Source organism: Bacteroidota bacterium (assembly GCA_018816945.1).
Lineage (GTDB): Bacteria > Bacteroidota > Bacteroidia > Bacteroidales.
On record JAHIVC010000087.1, the window covers coordinates 35,348 to 56,462 of the forward strand.

The window sequence follows — 21,115 nt, forward strand, 5'->3', positions numbered from 1 at the left end:
AAATGAAAAAAATCATTCAAATTAGTTGCTTATCGATTGTTTTGATAATTAATGTTGTAAGCACGCAAGGACAGGAAATATTCGACGCTATAAAAAATAATGACTTGAAAAAAATAATGGGATTAACTGTAAAAGATGATTCTGTGTTAAATTTTAAAGATAATGCAGGTAATACGCCTCTCCATTATGCAGCTATTGATGGTTCAATCGCAATTATAGAATTATTGTTATCAAACGGAGCAAATATAGATGCAGTTAATAAGCAGCTAAACACACCCCTTTACGAGGCAATAAACAATAAACATGATGAAGTATCAAAATTATTAATTAACAGGGGAGCTGATATCCATAGACAAAATGTAATTGGAAATTCGCCTCTTCATATTGCTGTACAAAAAAATCGAAAATCTATTGCTGAATTACTAATTGAAAGAGGCGCTGATATTGAATGTAAGCAAATAGCTCAAATGACACCCCTTAATTTAGTAACTCTTATGACCAATGATTATGAAATGGTCAGATTACTTATAGAAAAAGGAGCAGATGTGAATGCAAAAAATAGAAATGGGAATACTTCACTTGTAAACGCAGCAGAAAATGGTTCTCTGGATGTAATTGATTTGTTGCTCGATAATAATGCAGATTTCGATACTGCAAATAATGGGACATTTCAAATATTACAGTATTCAGCTTATTGCGGAGCAGGACGTTTGTTCAAATTTGCAGTCGGAAAAGCAGGAAAGGATATGTTTTCTGAAGAGGCAAATTGCAAAGTCCTGATGCGTGCTGCTCTAAGCGGAGGCTCTCTCGAAATTGTACAATTTCTACTTGATAAAGGAATACCTCTGACGCTTGATCCTAATTTAAGTGGCTGGACTCCTCTTCATAATGCCGTAGCAAATAATAAAGCTGAAATGGTGGAATTTTTAGTAAAGAATGGTGCCGATATAAACGAAAGAACCAAGTCGGGCAAGTCGGCCTATAACATTGCAGAAGAAAATGGAAATAAGGGGGTTCAGGATTTAATAATTGAATTGGGTGGAAGTGCAGAATCACAAAAATTCCCGGTTTTAACTGGCCCTTATTTAGGACAAAATCTTCCGAAGAATGAACCCGTGCGTTTTGCCCCTGATATATTTGTACCAAACCATTCTACAATTACTGTATCTCCCGATGGAACGGAACTTTATTGGAACTCAGGGCCTACTTTTGGAGATGGACCAATTATGATGACAAGGATAGAAAATGGGAAGTGGATAAAACCTATAGAAGCGCCATTTAGTGGCAAAATAAATTCGAAATTTGATGATTGTCCTTTTGTGAGCCCCAATAATAAAAGATTATATTTCTTATCTACCAGGCCAATCGGAGCAAGAACAGACAATAAAGAAAACATATGGTATGTTGAAAGAATCCCTTCCGGCTGGTCTGAACCAAAACCTATAAGTGAAGAGATTAATGCAATGAAACTTCATTGGCAAATTTCGGTAGCAAATAATGGGACTCTTTATTTTGCAAGCAAAATAGATGAAGGTGACAGTCACAGGATATTTTATTCCCGTTATGAAAATGGGGTACATGTAAAACCGGAGGACTTAGGTCTTGAAGGCATGAGTCCGTATATATCACCCGACGAATCATATATTATTTTTTCCAGATTAATTTCCAGACGACCTGTTCCCTTTATCTGTTACAAATCAAAGGAGGGCAAATGGGCTGAACCAATTAGCATTCAGGAATACATAGGTTATGGAATTTGTTGTATTGTTTCCCCAGATGGTAAATACATTTTTAAAGATGGTTACTGGGCTGATGCATCGTTCATTGAAAATCTAAAACCAAAAGAATGAGAACATACAGGCTTTTCTTTACTATAGTATTTCTAATTATTCATTTCCAGCACTTAAAGGCTGGTGATACTTTATTTGTGAATCCATATGAAATTTACATCTCATCCAGAACAATTGTTAAACCTTCAAAAGATGAAGTTGAATGGGGAGTTCAATTGTTAAAGACCTTAGATTTAGAAGGATTAAGTAATTATGAAAAAGCAAGTTTAATTGAAAATTACATTGCTCAGAATTTTAAGTACAGGATAAAGAGTCCTCGTTCAATTCAAAGCATTATTGATAAAAAAGGAGGAAACTGCGTTTCGCATACCATTATGGGGCTTTTCCTTTTGCGACTGGCCGGCATTCCGGCAAAAATGTGCCACGAGTTTCATATTAAGAACTACTTTATCATCGATCAATGGAGAGCAAACTCTGCCAAAGCAGGGCATTTTGGCGCAGGCCATAATTCGCATTATTGGCTTATGTTTTTCGATGGAAATAAATGGCAACCCTACGATTCGGCACTTGATATTTGTGGGTTCGACGAATTCTTTTCCACCAGGACAAAAACCTCGCAATGGCCTTATCTGCTTTCTTTCAATCCGCGGAGGATGACCGGAGCACCGTTTATTATAATGCAGGAAACCGGGAATGGAATGATGGACATGAAGAATATTACCAAAGAAGTTTGGAGTTATAAATTTGAATGGAATAACAAAAAGCTTAGCAGAAACGAATGGATAGCATTTATCAATTTGTTCGAAGGGAAAAATACAAAGGATTTTATATATCCAATTAGCTTAGAATCAAAGAAAAGCATTAACCAATTGTCAAAAAAATGGTTTTAAATAATTAAAAAATCGCCTCAATTATGAAAAGAAAACTACTCGCTGTTATAACTACAATAGTTATTTCGTTCTTTTTGTTAGCATTTAATATTAGCAGAATGAACAATGATCTAAATAGTATTCAACTGAAAAAACCACAATCAGAAACCACTGTTTTTAAAGACATAAGGGTTTTTGATGGTGAGAAATTGATAAACCCTTGTACTGTAATTATTAAAGACTCAAAAATTATTGAAGTTGGGCAAAATATCAAAATACCCCGTAATGCAACTATTTACCAGGGAGATGAGCATACATTAATGCCGGGACTTATTGATGCGCATGTGCATATAGTATCACTAAGAGATTTAAAACAAGAGGCGGTATTTGGAGTTACTACTGTCCTTGATATGATGACCACCGTAGAATTTATGCAACAAGCAAGGGCTCGTGTAAAAAGTGATTGCAATACCGATATGGCCGACTTCTTTTCTTCCGGACAACCAGCTACTTATCCCGGAGGGCATGGTACCGAATGGGGAACCGAAATACCAACCATTTCAAGAATCGAAGATGTAAACCCATTTATGGATTCATCAATTTCGGCAGGAGTAGATTACATTAAAATTATGTCGGGATTGGGAAAAAAGGTTATTAGCAAGGATATTGTTGCCACTGTTGCAAATGAAGCTGGTAAAAGGGGACTATTAACCGTGGTGCATATCGAAACCTATAGCAAAGCTTTTGAAGCAATATCTGCCGGGGTAAATGGTTTGGGCCATTGTTTTGCCGATACTTTACCCGATGATATTCTTATTAACTTAATGAAAGAAAAAAAGGTCTTTGTTATTCCAACTCTTTCGGTTATGAATAGCTTGCCTGATGCAAAGAAGATAGTTATTCTTAAAGACCAAAGATTGTCTAATTTAATTGTCCCCGAAATATTGGTTGGGTTAAAAAATGATCGTCCTTACAGGGGATACAAACAATTAAAATATAAAAATGCAGAGGAATCAGTTAGGATTCTGCACAATGCCGGAATACCAATTTTGGCCGGAACCGACTCCTACAATCCGGGTACCGTTCACGGTGCAAGTATGCATGGCGAATTGGAGTTGTTGACTTACGCAGGTCTTTCTCCGTTAGATGCATTAATTTCAGCCACTTCTCTGACTGCCAAAACCTTTGGTTTAAAAGACAGAGGCCGAATTGCAAAAGGTATGCGGGCAGATCTGCTGCTTGTAAAGGGAGATCCAACTAAAAATATTACTGATACAAGAAACATTGAAGATGTATGGATTAATGGTAAAAAGGTGGATAGAGTTCCCTGGATTAATAAAATTGAAAAGCAACAAAAGGAGTGGAATGAAACGGGTGAAGTTCCTGGCCCCATTGGATCAGAACCAGGTCTTATATGTAATTTTGAGTCGGGTGATTTAATTACTGAGTTTGGTATCTTTTTCTTTGCAATAAGCGATAAGTTTTTTGGTGGATCATCCCAATCATTAATCAAATATTCCAATCAAGGCGCTAATAATTCCTCAGGTTCTTTAATGATCTCTGGTAAAGTCGATTGTTCAAAACCAAAGGCATGGTCTGGTGCAGCATTTTTCCCTTCGGCAATGGAGTTTACAATTGCAAATCTTTCGGGTTGGAATGCCGTTTCATTTGATGCTAAAGGAGATACAGATAGCATAATGGTCATGTTTATGCTTTCCGACCAACGATTTCCGGTAAGCAAAAACTTCAAGCTAACAAATGAGTGGAAAAAATTCACCATTCCATTTAACGAATTGGGAAGTGAAAGTGGCAAGAATATAGTAGGAATGATATTTGGGAGTAATTCTTGTTCAAATGAATTTACTATTCGCATTGATAATTTGAAGCTTACAAATCTAATCCTAACAGAAAAACTTGATTCATCAAAAACTGGGACTGATATTAAATTAGCAAATCAGTACCTGGGGCAAACACCACCAGATGTTGATCCTAAAGTTTTTGCTCCCGGCATTGTTTCTACTCCCGAATTTCTGGAAATAGGTTGTACCTGGTCGCCCGATGGAAAAGAGTTTTACTTTGTCCGCCAAACACAGACCGGTGGTCTCATGCTTTGTTCCCGTTGGGAAAATGGTAAATGGACGGATCCGGAAGTACCAGAAGTTTTTAAAAAACATCCGGGTTTCGAGCCATTTATATCTGCTGATGGGAAGAAATTCTTTTATACTCGATTCGCATTGCCTCCCGAAATGGCAAAAAATCCTGAAAAATATACGGATCAGCAAAAGCAGGAAAGTATGGCAAATATCTGGGTTATGAATAAAAACGGATTGGATTTTGGTGATCCCGAATTCTGTGCACCGGGGATGTTCAGTTCAACCTCAAAGAATGGCAATTTATATACAACTATTATTACCGGCGAAAAGCCGGGGATATATAGATATAATTACGAAAACGAGAAATACTCTGAAAAAGAATTTCTTGGAGGAGGAGTTAACTCGCCTGTAATGGGGGCACATCCGTGTATTGCCCCTGATGAGAGTTTTATTGTTTTCGACTCAAAACGAAAGGATGATCCTGAGGATACCGACCTGTATGTTTGCTTTAAACTCGAAAATGGTGGTTGGAGTGAAGCCTATTGGTTGGGCGATAAAGTCAATACCAAATGGAACGATATCTGCCCATCACTTTCACCCGATGGGAAATATTTGTTCTATATGTCGAAGGCTGATATATACTGGGTTTCAACGGAGGTGCTTAATGAACTACGAAATAATGAAAACTCAAATCAATCAGCAACAATAAATAATTACAAAATTGTATCAAACTCCAATAGTATTATCATTCCCTTTGAGTATTACCGTAACAAATTTAGGTTTAAGGCCAAAATAAACGGGAAGAACTGCAATATGATGCTTGATAATGGATCTTTATGGGATGAACTCCTGTTTTTTGGAAGTCCTGATGTTGATTCTTTAGATTTAAAGTTCACAGGCGAAACCTCAATTGGTTTTAGTAAAGCCGATATAGCAGAGAATGTTACCATAGAATTTAAGGATATTGTATTTAATAACCAAACGGCTATCGTAACAAGGTACGATCCAAAGTTTCCAAATCCGTGGGAGGGAACCGAAGGACAAGTAAGTGCAGCTTTTTTTAAAAACTTTATAGTTAAAATTGATTTTAAGAAAAGGTTATTAGAATTAATTCCTCCGGAAAAATTCAATTATTCAGGTAACGGACTGGTTTTGGAAATGAAACATGGGCCATTCAATTCTCGTTTGGTTTCAGCAACAGTTGATCTTGATAATGGAAATAGTGTTCAACTCGATTTGCTGGTCGATTTGGGCGGACTTTATCCAGTTTATCTTCCGCTCGGAAGAGATGAGAAAATAACAAAACCTGAAAAAGCAAAAGAATTTACTCTTGGTGCAGGATTGCAAGTTCAGAAAGGGTATCTTGGAAATATAAAAAGCATTCATCTGGGTGAAATATCACTAAATAATATTGAAGCGGCTTTTATTCCGGTTACGGAAGAAGCAAATGTTTATGGTAATACAATGATTGGCTTGCCTTTGCTTCAAAAGTTCACAGTAATTTTCGATTATTTCAATAACAGGTTAATTCTTGAAACATCTAATAAGCATTAAATGAAAACCTTTTTAAAATTATTATTGTCACTTGCCCTATCAGGAGGGATGTTAAGTTCAATCACTGTTTTTCCTCAAGATTTATCTACAATTGATTCAATTAGATATCTGGAGAAAAGATACGGAAATTTAACAATAGAGGGGAAAGCACCTTTAATATTTGCTTTTCATTATATGGGGTCAACACCCAGCGGGTTTTATAAGATATTTAGCGATATTGATTTTCCGGTTAAAGTAGTTTATGTTGCCGGTGAATATGAGTTTGAAAATGGTTACTCTTTTTACCCTGTTGAGTATTATGATGAAATGAACGAAAAGGAAAAAGCATTGTGCCAGGCAAAAACCGTTGAAAAGATAAATAGGTTCATTACTGAATATAAAAAGCGGGTAAACAACAATTCACCATCTATTGTAATTGGTGTATCTCAAGGCGGAGATTTATCATATCTGTTGGCTTTAAACTATTCCGATCAATTTGTATTATCTGTTCCTATTGCAGCAAGCATTCAGAAAGAAGCAATTAAAGCTGTTGATTTCAACAATAATAACCAACATATCTTTCCATTTCATGGCACAATAGATAAAATTGTTCCAATTAGCGAAGCAAGGGAAACCTGCGAATTCATTAAGACTCTCGGGTTTAATGTAAACCTGATTGAGTTTGAAAATAAGGGGCATGAGGTTTCAATAGAAATGAAAGAAAAGTACAAATCCTTAATAAAAGAATGCATCTTATTAAGTAATTAAATGATTGTAAATTAAGCATATCTCTATATCTGAAAAACATAAATGGAATAAAACGATGAAAGCACGAATAAGATTTCTAATTATCGCTGCAATTCTGTCTACAATTAACTTTAATCATGCAGTAGGCCAGGAGAGTTTATATAACCTCCAAAAAGGAAACTATGATGTAGGATTTCAACTTTTTGAGCATGATGATTTAAGCAGAACAATTATTGAGATTTCTGATTCCGATAGTTTGCTGTACAATCCAAGGCCAGTAAGAACTTATGTATGGTACCCATCAAAGGAAAACCATCAACAAAAAATGACCGTAAGTGATTTTATTGAATTGGCAAAGGATGATTTTTGTAATGTAAAAACCAGCAAAATTAATTGTTCCGAGCCTATTCCTCTACTCAAAGGTTTTAGTAAATACAAACTCGATAGTATAAAATTTCAAAATACTTTATCCGTTCGCAATGCTGGCTTCTTAAACCAAAAGCTTCCTGTAATTGTTGTTGGACAAGGACTCTATTACGAGTCTCCTTCTACACATTTTATTCTGTGTGAGTATCTTGCCAGCCATGGTTATGTTGTTGTGAGCTGTCCATTAAAAGGAACTCAATACCGTTTGGTTAATCTTAATGTTACTGATTTGGAAACATTGGTGAGAGACCTTGAGTTTTCGTTATCAGTAGCATTGGAACTGCCATTTGCACTTAAAAACAAAATTGGAGTTATCGGCTACGATATGGGAGGTATGGCAGGAATGATTCTGGCAATGCGAAATCCTCAGATAGATGCATTTATCAGCCTTGATGCAGGTATTTTATATCCGCATTATTCGGGCTTACCGAATAGTCATCCAAATTATAGCATATCAAACCTTAACATTCCCTGGCTTCATATTACTCAATCGCGCTTTTGTCCGGGAGGATTTGAAAAGGCACATCCTTCGAATGCAATGAAGCAGAAGGCTTTTGGCGATAATTACCTGTTATTGTTGAATACAACTAATCATGGAGCTTTTACTTCGTATGCAACGCTTGGAGTAGAAAATTCTGTTACCGGATATTGGGAAAATGATTTTATGGATCTTAAACCTGTATATGAAAAAGTCTGCACCTATTCTCTAGAATTTTTAAATGCTTATTTAAACAATGATAAAAACTCAAAGAAAAGTTTATCAGAAAAATTAGGCAATATGGGCAATAACGGAACCTTTGAAAGGATTGAAAACAGAAATATTACATTATCTAAAATTGATTTTATCAATTTAATTATTGAGGATGGTGCACAGGCAGGCATCTCTGCATTTAACAGTATCGACAAAGAAATTCAGGACAAAATATTTACTGATGAAAACGAACTAAATTGGTTAGGGTATCATTTCCTGTATTGGTGGGATAGACAGTCTGAAGCAGTTATTGTTTTTGAATTTATCACAGAGCTATTTCCCAATTCGGCAAATGCCTATGATAGTTTGGCCGAGGCCTGGCTTATATCTGGTGATAAAGATAAGGCATTACAGTACTATAAAAAATCGCTTGGGTTAAATCCTGACAATGAAAACGCTAAGCAAATGATTGATAAATTAATTAATAACTAACTGAAATGAAAAAACTATTTACAATTCTGACAATTCTGACATTATCGACTTTTCAATTAATGTCTCAAGAAACAATCCCACTTACTGCTGAAAACTGGACGGTTTACGATGGACAGTTTATTGATTTTGAAGGGAAAAAAGCTTTTATGGGAACTGCATTGCTCAATAATTACGAATTTGAAAACGGTACCATTGAGTGGGATATGTACACAACCGGAAAACGTGGATATCCCGGAATCTTTTTTAGGATGAACGGGCAGCAGGATTACGGAAATTTTTACATCCGCCCACACAAAACCAATGGTTACCATTACGATGCCTTACAATACACTCCGGCTTATCACGGAATATCGTGCTGGCAGCTTTATCACGGCGAGGGTTACACAAAAGAGGCTACTATCCCTTCAAACCAATGGATTCATTACAAGTTAGTTGTAAAAGATGATCAGGCCAGGGTTTTTATTGGAGATATGGAAAACGTAGCTCTTACTATTCATAATTTGGAGCATGGTATTTCCAAGGGTTCCATTGTACTAAACGGACAAACAGATGGCTCGGCTTACTTTGCCAATTTTAGTGTAACTGATGCAGTGAACTACTTGTTTGGCAAAAAAACAGAAAAGCCTGTTCTGCCCGGAACAATTGCTAGTTGGGATGTTTCAGAATCTATTACTAACAATTTGGTTGATAACGAGAACTACCCCGGGGAAAACTACCTCAATGGATTGAACTGGAAATCAATCAATGCTGAAAAATCTGGGATGATAAACCTAACCAAACATATTATCAGTAATCCCTTTCAACCCGCCTGGGTTTATGCAAAAACTAGCTTGCATTCCGATTCTGATAAATCTATTTGGTATTCATTCGGTTACAGCGATCATATCACCATTTTCCTTAATGGTCAGGAAATCTATCAAGGTAACAATGCGTTTACTAGCCGCGATCCCTCTTATGCTGGTCTTTTAGGTTACTTCGATAAGGTGAAACTTAATCTGAAAAAAGGAGAAAACGATTTGCTTTTACTTATTGGCGAACAGATGGGCGGTTGGGGATTTTCCTTTCGCAATGCAGAGCAGGAATTTGTTTCTAAAAAACTTACCAAAAACTGGGAAATAATTAATCAACTTAATTATCCCGAATCTGTTGCCTGGGATAAAGAGAATAAAGTGCTTTATGTTTCCAACTATGTACAAGGTCCTGAAGAATACCTATCGAAAATCTCAATTGACGGTAAAATTATTGAAAAGGAATGGGTTAAGGGATTACGTCGCCCCACTGCCTTACTTTTAACGGGCGATAGTTTACTGGTTGTTGAGCGAAGGGGAATTGCGGTTGTTGATATCAAGTCGGCATCAATTCGTAGAAGAATACCCGTTGAGGGTGCTCGCTTCCTAAACGACATAGCCATATCGGATAATGGCAAAACCATTTTTATTGGCGATAGCGAAGCAAGTCGAATATATAAACTCGAGAAATCAAAAGTATCAGTTTGGATTGAGGGTGCAGTCGCTCCAAAGCCCAACGCAATGGCCATTGTTGGCCAGAAACTCATTGTAGGGTGCATGGGCAATAATAGCCTGATGTCAATTGACATACTATCAGGTAAAGCAACAACTCTGCACGAATTCTTTCCCGGAACCATCATTGATGGAATTCAGGTACTTAAAGATGGCTCTTTACTGGTTGGTGGTTTTAATGGAATATTGTACCTAATAGATAAAAGCGGGAAGATAAATGAGCTACTGAATTTATCAGGTAAAGGAGTCAATTTTTCCGATTTTTATTTTATCAGTGATAAAAATCTTATCGTAATACCGGGTTTGTACAGCAACAGTTTAGTGTCATACTTTTTTAAATAAAACATTATAAAAAAGGTTTAAAAATTTTTATTTTTTAGATAAATATTTAAAAATCCTTTATCTTACAATACCAAACATGAACATGGCACCAAAAATCGTAAACCCCATATTCAAAGGAAAATACTGGCAATATCAGCTACTTGGATGGTTCATTTATCTAATGAACGAGATTTCAAGTGCTTGGAATCGCATAAGCATTTCCTATGTATTTTCGCTCCGGTTTTTTACAACTTTTGCCGTATTATACGCTCTCCTAGAATTAGTACATCTTTTTTACAGAAGAATTTACAAAAGCAAATATAACCCGGCAATATATTTGATCATTGCAGTCTTCACTTCTTTTATCTGTAGTTTATTCTGGAGAGAGATAAGGACAATTCTTGATATAATAGTTTTCAAAACTGAAAGTACATGGTGGTTTTACCCAAGAGATCTTAATTATCTGTCAGGAGTCATTTCAGGGACCTGGGTACCTTTTGTCTGGAGTATTCTTTATTTCGGGATAAAATACTGGCAAGATTTTGTTGCTGAGAAACAAAGGGCCAATGATGCGGTGGTTATGGCGCAAAATGCCCAGTTACAAATGCTCAGGTATCAATTAAACCCCCACTTTCTTTTTAATTCCTTGAATTCAATTCAGGCATTGGTGCATGAAAACCCCGATCAGGCAGATTCCATGGTCTCCGAATTATCAGAGTTTTTAAGATTCACCCTTAAATACAATGATAAAATTATGATTTCGGTGAAAGAAGAAGTTGATATCACACATAAATACCTTACGATCGAAAAAATAAGATTTGAAGAACGTCTTGATTTTATGGTTCATACTGATGAAAAAGCACAGAAAGTCGAAATCCCTTGTTTTATTACACAACCCCTTGTCGAGAATTCAATAAAGCATGGCCTGTTCAATAACCCGGATGGTATTAAACTGAAATTTAATGTTTTTATCGAACATTCAAAACTTATCCTTGAAGTTGCCAATTCAGGAAAGCTTGAACAGGGCTGGCGCATGGGTGTGGGCCTGCAAAACGTTTTTGACCGTCTTGAAAATTGTTATCCCGGGAGGTTTTCCTTTATTTTGGATGAATTGGATGGTTTTGTAATAGCCAGGATATTAATAACTTTAAAGAATGAAAAGATTAGCATCTCTAATAATTGATGATGAACGTCTGGCAAGAGTTAGCCTTCGGAAAAAACTTGCCATTTTTCAGCAGATTGAAGTCGTTGGTGAAGCATCAAGTATAGCTTCGGCCATCAAAGCTATTAATGAACTTAAGCCTGATTTGTTATTTCTTGATATCCAGCTTTCAGATGGCAGTGGATTCGATTTGCTGGAAAAAATAGAGTTTTCAGGTAAAGTAGTTTTCGTCACTGCCTATGATGAATATGCCCTCAGAGCCTTCGAAGTTAACGCTGTCGATTACTTACTTAAGCCGGTATCAAATACAAGGTTAAAAAGCCTTATTTCAAAAATCTCATCTCCGGAAAAAAGTGAGGGACTCCATTCATACCAGAGATTCCTATACAGCGATCGCATAATGATTGAGCAAAAAGGCTACCTTCATTTTTTATTGATCAAAGACATTGTGATGATCACTTCTGCCAAGGATTATTCAATTATCACCACATTTGATCATAAGAAATTCATTGTTTTAAGTTCTATGAATGATTGGGAAATAAAGTTGCCAGATGATCATTTCTATAGAGCACACAGATCAAACATCATTAATCTGAACTTTATCGAAAAAACAATTCGAGTAGGTTCTACTGCCGAAATTTATATGACAAATTTGCCGGAACCGATAAAAGTTAGCAGAAATTATTATAAAATATTAAGAGAAAAATATTTCTACAAGTAAATAAATATGATTTGGTTAGATAAACAATCCTTCAACCGACAAATAACGATCACCTCTGTCATAAGATAAGGTCAAAACTGTTTTATCTTTAAGCAGCTCCGATTTTTTTGCAATAGCAGCTAATGATGCTCCGGTAGAAATTCCAACTAACAATCCTTCCAATTTAGCCGCGTTTCTGCAAAATTCAAACGCTTCTTCTTTGCTAATTGAAATCGTACCATCTATCATCGATAAATCCAGATTCTTAGGAACAAAACCGGCGCCAATACCTTGTATGGCATGTGGTCCGGGCTTTCCTCCTCCAATAACGTCCGATCCTACGGGTTCAACAGCCATGATTTTAATTGTGGCATTTCTTTTTTCAGCGCTTTAGATATTCCTGTAATATGTCCACCTTTACCTACACCTGATATTAGGTAATCGATACCGCCGTCGAAATCTTTCAAGATTTCCACTGCAGTCTTTTCATAGTGTACCTTTGGGTTTGTAATATTTTCAAATTGCATTGGCATCCAGAATGGCTGACTTTTTGAAAGTTCATTTGCTTTTTTTATAGCCCCTTTCATCCCTTCTGCTCTTGGAGTTAACACCAGTTTTGCACCATAGGCTTTTAAAATATTCCGCCTTTCAATTGACATTGAATCAGGCATAACCAATATCAAATTATAGCCTTTTACTGCTGCTACCATTGCTAATCCTATTCCTGTGTTTCCTGAAGTTGGTTCAATAATTGTGATCGACTCATTCAATAAACCGTTCTCTTCTGCATCTTCAATCATAGCCAGTGCAATTCTATCTTTAATGCTTCCACCCGGATTCAGATGTTCCAGTTTTATCCATACATTTAGTTCAGGATCGAACATTTTATTAATCCTGATAATCGGTGTATTTCCTATCGCTTTTAATACATTTTGGGTTTTCATTTTTAAATACTATAATTTAGGTTTGATTTAATATTTTTTTGAATTCTGTTTTTCTGCCTGATTTGAATCTTGTGGCTATGGGTCACTACTGAATGAGGCTCAACACTTTCGATCAGCCAAACATTTCCGCCTATTATTGCATTTTCGCCCACTATTGTATTTCCACCCAAAATAGTGGCACCGACATAAATGATTACATGATCCTTGATAGTTGGATGTCGTTTGATAGAGTTTTCATTTTTTTGAATACTTAAAGCACCTATCGTGACACCCTGATAAATCTTTACATTACTCCCAATTTCAGCAGTTTCGCCAATCACAATCCCTGTTCCATGGTCGATGCATAAGGATGAACCAATCGTTGTGATAACGGTCTGAGTGTAACTCCTCAATAGTGGGCAGTTGGTGATGTTGTGCACGCCTGGGTATTTTTCACTTCTCCTGACGGAAGTAAAGTAACCGATTCTTTCTACGTTGGTATAACAACCCTCACAGCGCCTTAATATTAAAGCCCTGCAAATTATAGGGCTTTTTCTTTTATCCCTCCATTATTAGTCTTAGAATACCTACCTTTCGCAACAAAAATATTTAACGAATTAGTCAAATTATTACCTCCATTTGCTGTCTTTTTCCCTCAATTATTCTTATCTTTATATAAATCTAATGGTAAAATTCCCGTTGGACTTACTATTGGACTTTCGTTTTTTACATTTTGTAACTGCTTAATAAAGTGCGTATTGCGTCTTAGGTTCGAATCCTTCTGCGATCACTAAAACCCTGTAATTTTTATAATTGCAGGGTTTTTTAATGCACGAATATTATTCCCAAAATGTTTTTTTGAGATCAATATTGTTTATTTGTTTAAATTTATGAATAACTAAATTTATTTTTCGATGAGATCTCTTATTCTATTTCCCTTTATTCTAATGCTAATGCTCAACTCTTATGGGCAATCCGATATCATCATAAGCAGCTCGGTCAGGAACGACACTTCTCGAGTTATGAGCTCTCAGTCAAATCCTTCAATTATGATTACGAACCGATCTGTTATTAATCAAAGAAATGAGGATGGACAGGCAATTTCTACCAAGAATATTGAACAGTTAAAACAAGGCCAGAATCCTCCTGCCCAATTAGTTGCAAGTTTTGATGGCCTGGGCTATGGATTTACGGGTCCACAAGGGGAAGCCCGATACAGAAACCCATCAGATAATTCACTGGCAGTCGGACCGAATCATATTGTACAGACTGTCAATTCGCGAATGGCTATCTTCACTAAAAAGGGAGAAAAACATGAAGAAAGTGGCAAAGTTCTTTATGGCCCGGTCGAAACAAGAAATGTTTTCCGTGGTTTTGGAGGTCCTTGTGAGCAGATAAATAATGGAGACGCGGTTGTCCGCTACGATCAGCTTGCCGACAGGTGGCTTATTGTAATGCCGATTTTCACAAAATTACCTCCACGAGAATACGAGCCGGAACCGGGAAAAAATGGAGAACCTGCAACATTAAATTTGCCTGGAAAATCAGATCAGCCAGGAAATGCTGAACCACTTTTTATTCCTGATAAAACTACAATTTTAGAATTGGCCCAAGCCGATTCATTGCGAAGAATCCAAGGAAGACAGGTAATCCCTGAGGGAGGGTCATACTGCATGTGTTATGCTGTGAGTACAGGTCCCGACCCTTTTGGTTCCTACTATCGCTACGAGTTCGTCAGACCACTTTTCCCTGATTATCCCAGACCTGCAATCTGGCCTGATGGTTACTATGTTCCTACAAGTACCGGTGATCATGTGATTCAAAAGCATGCGAGCATCGTTGAACGACAGGAAATGCTAAAAGGGAATCCTGCAAAAGAAATTAGTTTTATCATCGACAATGTCAACTTCCTTAATAATGCTGATATGGACGGTTTGCAACTTCCTCCTGAAGGAGCCGCGAATATAATGCTGGCTACGGGTGGATCTCAGTTAAACAATATCTTCACCGACGATGGTATTTATGTCTGGAAAATAAAACCGGATTGGGTAAATCCTAAAAAAAGCATACTCGAAGGACCAACCAAAATTGAAGTAGCAGAATATCACTATCAGGGCGACGGGCAGCTGAAAAATTCGGTACCACAACCCGAAACCAATCAAAGACTCGATACTCAGGGAGATAAACTGATGTCAAGAGTGATCTATCGCCGAATTGGAGATCAGCAATCGATCGTTGCCGTGCACTCGGTTAAATCATCAAAAAGTGGCGGTGTCAGATGGTATGAATTCAGACTGGATGATCAGCAAAACATATCTTTGTTTCAGCAAGGAACCTATGCACCTGACAGCCTTTATCGCTGGCTTCCCAGCCCTGCGATGGACAAGTTTGGGAATATTGGTATCGGTTATTCAATTTCAGGAGAAGAACTCTTTCCCGGACAACGTTTTACCGGAAGGTTAGCCTGTGATCCGCTTGGGATCATGACCCTTAAAGAGACTGTGCTGGTAAACGGAGAAGCTTCGCAAACCAATACCCTGAGATGGGAAGATTATACACAAACCGCGATAGATCCCTCCGATGATTTCACAATCTGGTATGTGGGTGATTACCTGAAAAAAGGTGCAAATGCATACTCAACAAAGATAGGGGCATTCAGGTTGCAACAAATTGACAACTCCGGAAAATAAGATTTTTACCGATGTTAATAGGATTTATTGAATACGCTCCTTTGCCTGAATCAGTGATTGATTAGCGAGAAACCCTTTTGAAGAAAAAGTAAAACATAGATTAGAAGCATGGAAGAATAATAAAATATGTCTACAGAAAAGATTAAAAATTTCCCAAGACCCTATTAATTAGTTGGCTACGACTCTGTACACCAACTTTCCTAAAAATGGAATAAATGTGGTTTTTTACAGTATGTGAAGAAATTAAGAGTTCTTGTTCAATCTCTTTATTGCTTTTTCCTTTAATTATCAACTCAAATACTTGCTTCTCTCTGATAGAAATATTGAATTGTTCCGAAATATGGTCAATAGATAATGAGTTATTTATAGAAGTAGGATAACTACCATAAAACCTTTTAATAAAGGGCTTCATACCATATAAAACGATGAGGTTTACAGATAGACTTATCACTGAAAGCATTAAAACCGTAGTTTTTGAGCGAATAATATAAATTACGATCATACCTGATAACAACACCATAAATACCCATCCAAAAGTGCTAAGCACCTCTCGCTTTTTCAATATATTTATATTTTTTGATTCAAAAACCAATAGGGCAGTTAATAAAATCCCAAAACTCAATAAAGTATATTTAAATGCGGGAATAGTGTACTTATAGATAATTACTGTATCGTGCATGATATAAGCAACTATTCCATTGATAAAAGCGATAATAAATCCGATCGCAAGAACTATAAATGTCAAAGAGAAAAATCGACTATTCTTCATGGATAATAAATTCAGTATTAACTGAAGGTAGAACCAGATTGATCCAGAAAGGGTAAAAAAGGATAGCCATCCAATTAAAATCCAGATAAGAATAAGATTACCCGGAATGATTTGTGTAGATAGATTGATAGACAGGTAAAGTGCTGTAAAATCAACCAGAAGGTATATGTTGAATAGGATTATAAATGTTAAAAAGGATTTTAAGAAAGAAATATGTTGATCGTTTAATATCCTTTTACAATTAAGAATTGAAGCAACTCCTATTCCTAGCGAAATGATGTATAAAAATATTGCAATATGCGCCATCTATCAATTTTTCTATAGCTAATATACTGCTTTTGTGATTATCAATCCATAGTTATTCTATTGGTATATAAAACGCTAAGTTCGATAGGATTGATACAAACTTCCTATACGAATTTAGGAACTTTTTCCTATTGCTAGAGTCTGTTTTGTCGGTTAATTTTGAGCATAAACTAAATTTTAAAAAGTATGAAAAAAAGAAAATTTATTTCTCTCATTATGGTTTTTATCCTTTCAATTAGTTTAATTGAGGCTCAGGAAATCCATCAGGCTGCAGCAAAAGGTGATATTAGCAAAGTGAGATCATTTTTGATGGTTGATCCAACACTGATTCATTCCCTTGATAATTTTAAACGGACATCGCTTCATTGGGCTTGTAGAATTGATAATATTGAGCTTGTAAAGCTACTTGTCGATAAAGGTAGCGACTTGAATCTAATGGATATGAATGGTATTGCTCCTTTGCAGAGTCTTGCGAGCAGAGGTCTTGTTAAAGCCGCAGAGTTGCTAATAGAAAAAGGAGCCGATTTAAATATTCAGGATAAATTCGGATTAGCCACACCGTTACATATGGCATCAATTTCAGGACATTATCAGATGCTTGTTTTACTGATAGAAAAAGGGGCCGATGCATACATCGTCGATAAGAATGAAAATACGGTTCTTCATTCCGCTGTTAATGGAAATCAGATGAAAATTGCTGAATACTTGATTGCAAAGTATCCGGAACTTCTAAATTCTTTGGATTTTGATGGTAATTCGTGTTTACATATTGCTGTAAAAAGTGAAATGAAGGAGATGGTTGAACTTCTGGTGAGTAAGGGAGCAAATCTTAATACTCAAAATACTATTGGAGAAACCGCATATAATATAGCACAGGATAAAAAATTTACAGAAATAGCAAGTTTTTTAGTTGCAAAAGGAGCAGACAAACAACCTCAGATGTTTCTGGTGATGAAGGGTAACTACCTTGGGCAGAGGAAACCGGGAAAACAACCTGAAATCTTTTTGAAGGGGATTATCTCTACCAGTGAAGGTATTCATGGAACTGTGGCTTTTTCTCCTGATAATAATGAGGTTTCGTGGACCAGTGATGGGTCGAAGGGATTACAAATAATGAAAGTAAAAGATGGACAATGGACAAAACCTCGTATTCTTCCTTTTATTGAGGGCTATGCTGTTGATGCACCATTTTACTCTTTTGATGGGAAAAGACTTTACTTTCTGGCAGGTAAAACTGATAATCAGGGAATGTCAGGCAGAATGGGTTTTTGGTATTTCACGAAAACAGAAAAAGGGTGGGACAATCCGCAACCCCTCGATTCAATTGCCAATTCTGTACCGATGCATTTCCAGGGTTCAATGGATATAAATGGCACTGTTTATTTTAGTGGTTTATACATGTCGAAATATGAAAATGGGAAATACTTAACTCCTGTTAAACTCCCTTATCCAATCAATATCGAAAAGAGTTCAGCAATTGGTCCTTGTATTAGCCCTAAAGGCGATTTTATTATATTTAACCGCAGTACTCCACCCCCCAATTATACAAGTGGAGTGTATATTTCATTTAAAAATAAAGATGACAGTTGGAGTGAACCCATAAACCTAAGTGAAAAGTTAAATTTGGATGGCTCTATGTTTAGATTATCGCCTGATGGCAAGTTTCTTTTCTTTCAAAGTACACGTTCAGGAGGCGCTAAATACAGAAGCATCTATTGGGTCGATGCATCGATTATTGATGAATTGAGACCCAATTAGCAATATAACCAGGTCATATAAAGGGAGTCTGCCTGCTCCCTTTTCGTTAGTTTTCCTAAACTGTGCAGAGGTTAATTTCTAAATAATCCAGGGGTGACACCCCAAATCATATAAACAACAAAACCCAGCCTTGTGAGTTGGGTTTTTTGTTTTCATCCTACGCACGGACTACCAGACTATGGCTGGCAGTACTATGCTAAGAAAAATATTCGGATGGTGGTGCAACAGCCGCCCAACGTGGGGTTTACATCTCGTTAATCTTGCACAATTAAATTATTGAAAATAGTATATTTATTCTACTTTTTGATACTCTGTATAGTTTTTCATAAAATATTTAATAGCTTCTGTATATTTTATATTAATTTATGTATACTACATTAAATATTATATAGCTTATATAGTTTGTTTTTATTTTTTTACTATATTTGCTAAAAACATAGATATGAAAACAAAGAGAGAGAGATTCGAAACAGTTGCTGCTAAAAGGGTACAACGAGTCATTGAGGATCTGGAACTTCTTGCAAAATGTGCAAATAAGAATAATTATGAATATAACAGAAATGATGTACAAAAAATGATGTCAGTCATTAAAATTCAGGTCAGAAAAGTTGATGAATTATATAGCCAGAGCCTTAGTTCAAAAAAACATGAATTTAAATTCTAGATAATACTCTAATTAAAAAATATGAGTAAAAGTGAATTAGATACTAAATTTAACGCTGGATATTATAATCTGTCTATACGTGCAAAGAATATCTTAAAAGATATTAAGTTAGGCACTTTTGAAGATTTCTATGAGCATTTTGTCCATGGATATAGTGTAGTAAACTTTCACAAAATTAGAAACTGTGGATCAAAAACCCAATTTGAATTAAGGAATTTTTATAATGAATTGGAAGAGTGCTATATAAAATCTGGCTTGCTTAGGGAAGAAGATACTACTGAAGAATATCTAGAAGAAAAAGTAGTTTTTAGCCTCAAAAAAAGACTAATTTTTAAAAAAAAGCTTCAATTGATTAGCATTAGGGCAATTAACATTCTTACACAATTAAAAGCTGCAAATATTTCAGGGTTTTATGACAATATTATCAGAAAAAAAAATAAAAATTTTATTCAAAATGTTAAAAACTGCGGTCAAAAAACACTTAACGAAATAAAAGAGTTTGAGTTAACAATCCTTGAACTTATTCACGACAAATCAATTAATAACGAAAGTGATGGAATATTAAGCGATTTGAAGGTATGGCTGTTTGAAAATGAAAACTTTAGAGATGTTGAACTCAATATTATCCACAACTATTTAATGTTAGATCAAGGGGGGACAGCCAAGACTTATCAGGCTATTGGGACTGATCATGGACTAACAAGAGAGAGAGTGCGACAAATAACAGAAAAAATACCTTTGAAAATTAAAAAAATCATTAATACCCTAAAGCAAAATTATAATTATGAAATATATTCTTACTTTCAAGGGGATTGTTTAGAAGTTACTGAAAAGTTTGTTAAACAATTAAATACTTCTCAGGATACAAATTTCTCTAAAGCTTTTATCATTTTTGTGTTAAGCAGCATAGATCACCCTCAATATTCATTTGTAAATACTGAAAAGAAATTTAGGGACTATAACGGATTCTTTATTAGAAAGGATATTCCCTTTAATTCGGAGGAATGTTATAAATATCTTAAGGGGATTCATTCCAGAAGAAGGAAAAAGGATTTAGAAGTCCCTCTGAGAGATTTAATAGAATTTTGCAAGATTGGAGAGTTACTCGAGGAGGAAGGTACCTTAAATGAAGAACTTAATGAGATGGAAAATAGGATCATAAAAGTTTTTGGATTTATTGCAACAATTTTGAGTTCGGAGGAGAATGAGATATCCATAAATACTGAATCAATTATTTTTAAAAAGAATACCTATTACCTCATACATGAGCATATTGTTAAAATCCTAAACGAATTTAACAAACCAATGCATTATGAAGATATATATAATGAGTGCATTAAAAGGGGAATTACTGCTACCTCACCATTGAGTGTTCATGCAACTTTAACTAGGAATACTGAAGTGTTCGGACTTAAAGGTCAAGGAAAATATGGTTTGCTTGAATGGGGAGGTTATTTTGGGAAAATTGGCGATGTCGCAGAAAGAAAAATTCGTGAATATAATAAACCAATAGACCGAAAAGAATTAGAAGAGTTCTTGAGCAGAGAATTATACATATCTCAAAGTTCGATCAGTGTTGTACTGTTTAATTATGAACTAGAGAATCGTTTTGTCAAGCTTAAAAACGACAAAATAACATTAAGAGAATGGGATAAATAGAA

Annotated in this window: 14 protein-coding genes and 1 pseudogene; 12 read left to right on the forward strand and 3 right to left on the reverse strand. The window is 35.8% G+C overall.

Features of this window, described 5'->3' with window-relative positions:
* Positions 1–2 precede the first annotated feature (2 nt).
* The 8 genes from KKG99_13055 (at position 3) to KKG99_13090 (ending at position 12,365) form a co-directional block, all read left to right on the forward strand.
* Complete coding sequence (locus tag KKG99_13055; GenBank protein ID MBU1013925.1) at positions 3–1,850, forward strand: ankyrin repeat domain-containing protein; 1,848 nt, start codon at positions 3–5, stop codon at positions 1,848–1,850.
* Positions 1,847–2,680, forward strand: a complete 834-nt coding sequence (locus KKG99_13060; GenBank protein ID MBU1013926.1) for a transglutaminase-like domain-containing protein — start codon at positions 1,847–1,849, stop codon at positions 2,678–2,680. Before KKG99_13055 ends, KKG99_13060 begins: the two co-directional genes overlap by 4 nt.
* A 23-nt stretch (positions 2,681–2,703) precedes the next feature.
* Positions 2,704–6,306 (forward strand): CIA30 family protein, encoded by a 3,603-nt coding sequence (locus KKG99_13065; protein MBU1013927.1) that lies wholly within the window; start codon positions 2,704–2,706, stop codon positions 6,304–6,306.
* A complete protein-coding gene (locus KKG99_13070) occupies positions 6,307–7,053 on the forward strand; it encodes a hypothetical protein (GenBank protein MBU1013928.1) in 747 nt (248 codons plus the stop codon).
* 55 nt (positions 7,054–7,108) lie between these two features.
* Entirely contained in the window at positions 7,109–8,641 is a 1,533-nt protein-coding gene (locus KKG99_13075) for a dienelactone hydrolase family protein (GenBank protein MBU1013929.1), read from the forward strand.
* A 5-nt stretch (positions 8,642–8,646) separates the two neighbouring features.
* Positions 8,647–10,503, forward strand: coding sequence for a DUF1080 domain-containing protein (locus tag KKG99_13080; GenBank protein MBU1013930.1), 1,857 nt, complete (start codon positions 8,647–8,649; stop codon positions 10,501–10,503).
* An 82-nt stretch (positions 10,504–10,585) separates the two neighbouring features.
* Entirely contained in the window at positions 10,586–11,665 is a 1,080-nt protein-coding gene (locus tag KKG99_13085; protein MBU1013931.1) for a histidine kinase, read from the forward strand.
* The gene (locus tag KKG99_13090) at positions 11,637–12,365 is read left to right on the forward strand and encodes a LytTR family DNA-binding domain-containing protein (protein ID MBU1013932.1); all 729 of its coding nucleotides are present in this window, start codon (positions 11,637–11,639) and stop codon (positions 12,363–12,365) included. Before KKG99_13085 ends, KKG99_13090 begins: the two co-directional genes overlap by 29 nt.
* 15 nt (positions 12,366–12,380) lie before the next feature.
* On the opposite strand, the pseudogene cysK reads toward KKG99_13090, so the two are convergent.
* A pseudogene (gene cysK / locus KKG99_13095) lies at positions 12,381–13,288 on the reverse strand (cysteine synthase A).
* 2 nt (positions 13,289–13,290) lie between these two features.
* Positions 13,291–13,812, reverse strand: coding sequence for a serine acetyltransferase (locus tag KKG99_13100; GenBank protein MBU1013933.1), 522 nt, complete (start codon positions 13,810–13,812; stop codon positions 13,291–13,293).
* 504 nt (positions 13,813–14,316) lie between these two features.
* On the opposite strand from KKG99_13100, the gene KKG99_13105 reads away from it, so the two are divergent.
* Entirely contained in the window at positions 14,317–15,957 is a 1,641-nt protein-coding gene (locus tag KKG99_13105; GenBank protein MBU1013934.1) for a hypothetical protein, read from the forward strand.
* Between the two features lie 142 nt (positions 15,958–16,099).
* On the opposite strand, the gene KKG99_13110 is transcribed toward KKG99_13105, so the two are convergent.
* A complete protein-coding gene (locus KKG99_13110; protein MBU1013935.1) occupies positions 16,100–17,032 on the reverse strand; it encodes a helix-turn-helix transcriptional regulator in 933 nt (310 codons plus the stop codon).
* Between the two features lie 186 nt (positions 17,033–17,218).
* On the opposite strand from KKG99_13110, the gene KKG99_13115 reads away from it, so the two are divergent.
* The 3 genes from KKG99_13115 to KKG99_13125 all read left to right on the forward strand — a co-directional run bounded on the left by KKG99_13115 (position 17,219) and on the right by KKG99_13125 (position 21,113).
* Positions 17,219–18,790, forward strand: coding sequence for an ankyrin repeat domain-containing protein (locus KKG99_13115; protein ID MBU1013936.1), 1,572 nt, complete (start codon positions 17,219–17,221; stop codon positions 18,788–18,790).
* 442 nt (positions 18,791–19,232) lie between these two features.
* A complete protein-coding gene (locus KKG99_13120) occupies positions 19,233–19,454 on the forward strand; it encodes a hypothetical protein (GenBank protein ID MBU1013937.1) in 222 nt (73 codons plus the stop codon).
* A 21-nt stretch (positions 19,455–19,475) separates the two neighbouring features.
* Entirely contained in the window at positions 19,476–21,113 is a 1,638-nt protein-coding gene (locus tag KKG99_13125) for a hypothetical protein (GenBank protein MBU1013938.1), read from the forward strand.
* Positions 21,114–21,115 lie beyond the last annotated feature (2 nt).

What these genes read in the sequence shown, in the direction of transcription:
- KKG99_13055 (MBU1013925.1), top strand. Translation starts at nt 3, where the DNA reads ATGAAAAAAATCATTCAAATTAGTTGCTTATCGATTGTTTTGATAATT.
- KKG99_13060 (MBU1013926.1), top strand. Translation starts at nt 1,847, where the DNA reads ATGAGAACATACAGGCTTTTCTTTACTATAGTATTTCTAATTATTCAT.
- KKG99_13065 (MBU1013927.1), top strand. Translation starts at nt 2,704, where the DNA reads ATGAAAAGAAAACTACTCGCTGTTATAACTACAATAGTTATTTCGTTC.
- KKG99_13070 (MBU1013928.1), top strand. Translation starts at nt 6,307, where the DNA reads ATGAAAACCTTTTTAAAATTATTATTGTCACTTGCCCTATCAGGAGGG.
- KKG99_13075 (MBU1013929.1), top strand. Translation starts at nt 7,109, where the DNA reads ATGAAAGCACGAATAAGATTTCTAATTATCGCTGCAATTCTGTCTACA.
- KKG99_13080 (MBU1013930.1), top strand. Translation starts at nt 8,647, where the DNA reads ATGAAAAAACTATTTACAATTCTGACAATTCTGACATTATCGACTTTT.
- KKG99_13085 (MBU1013931.1), top strand. Translation starts at nt 10,586, where the DNA reads ATGGCACCAAAAATCGTAAACCCCATATTCAAAGGAAAATACTGGCAA.
- KKG99_13090 (MBU1013932.1), top strand. Translation starts at nt 11,637, where the DNA reads ATGAAAAGATTAGCATCTCTAATAATTGATGATGAACGTCTGGCAAGA.
- KKG99_13105 (MBU1013934.1), top strand. Translation starts at nt 14,317, where the DNA reads ATGATTACGAACCGATCTGTTATTAATCAAAGAAATGAGGATGGACAG.
- KKG99_13110 (MBU1013935.1), bottom strand. Translation starts at nt 17,032, where the DNA reads ATGGCGCATATTGCAATATTTTTATACATCATTTCGCTAGGAATAGGA.
- KKG99_13115 (MBU1013936.1), top strand. Translation starts at nt 17,219, where the DNA reads ATGAAAAAAAGAAAATTTATTTCTCTCATTATGGTTTTTATCCTTTCA.
- KKG99_13120 (MBU1013937.1), top strand. Translation starts at nt 19,233, where the DNA reads ATGAAAACAAAGAGAGAGAGATTCGAAACAGTTGCTGCTAAAAGGGTA.
- KKG99_13125 (MBU1013938.1), top strand. Translation starts at nt 19,476, where the DNA reads ATGAGTAAAAGTGAATTAGATACTAAATTTAACGCTGGATATTATAAT.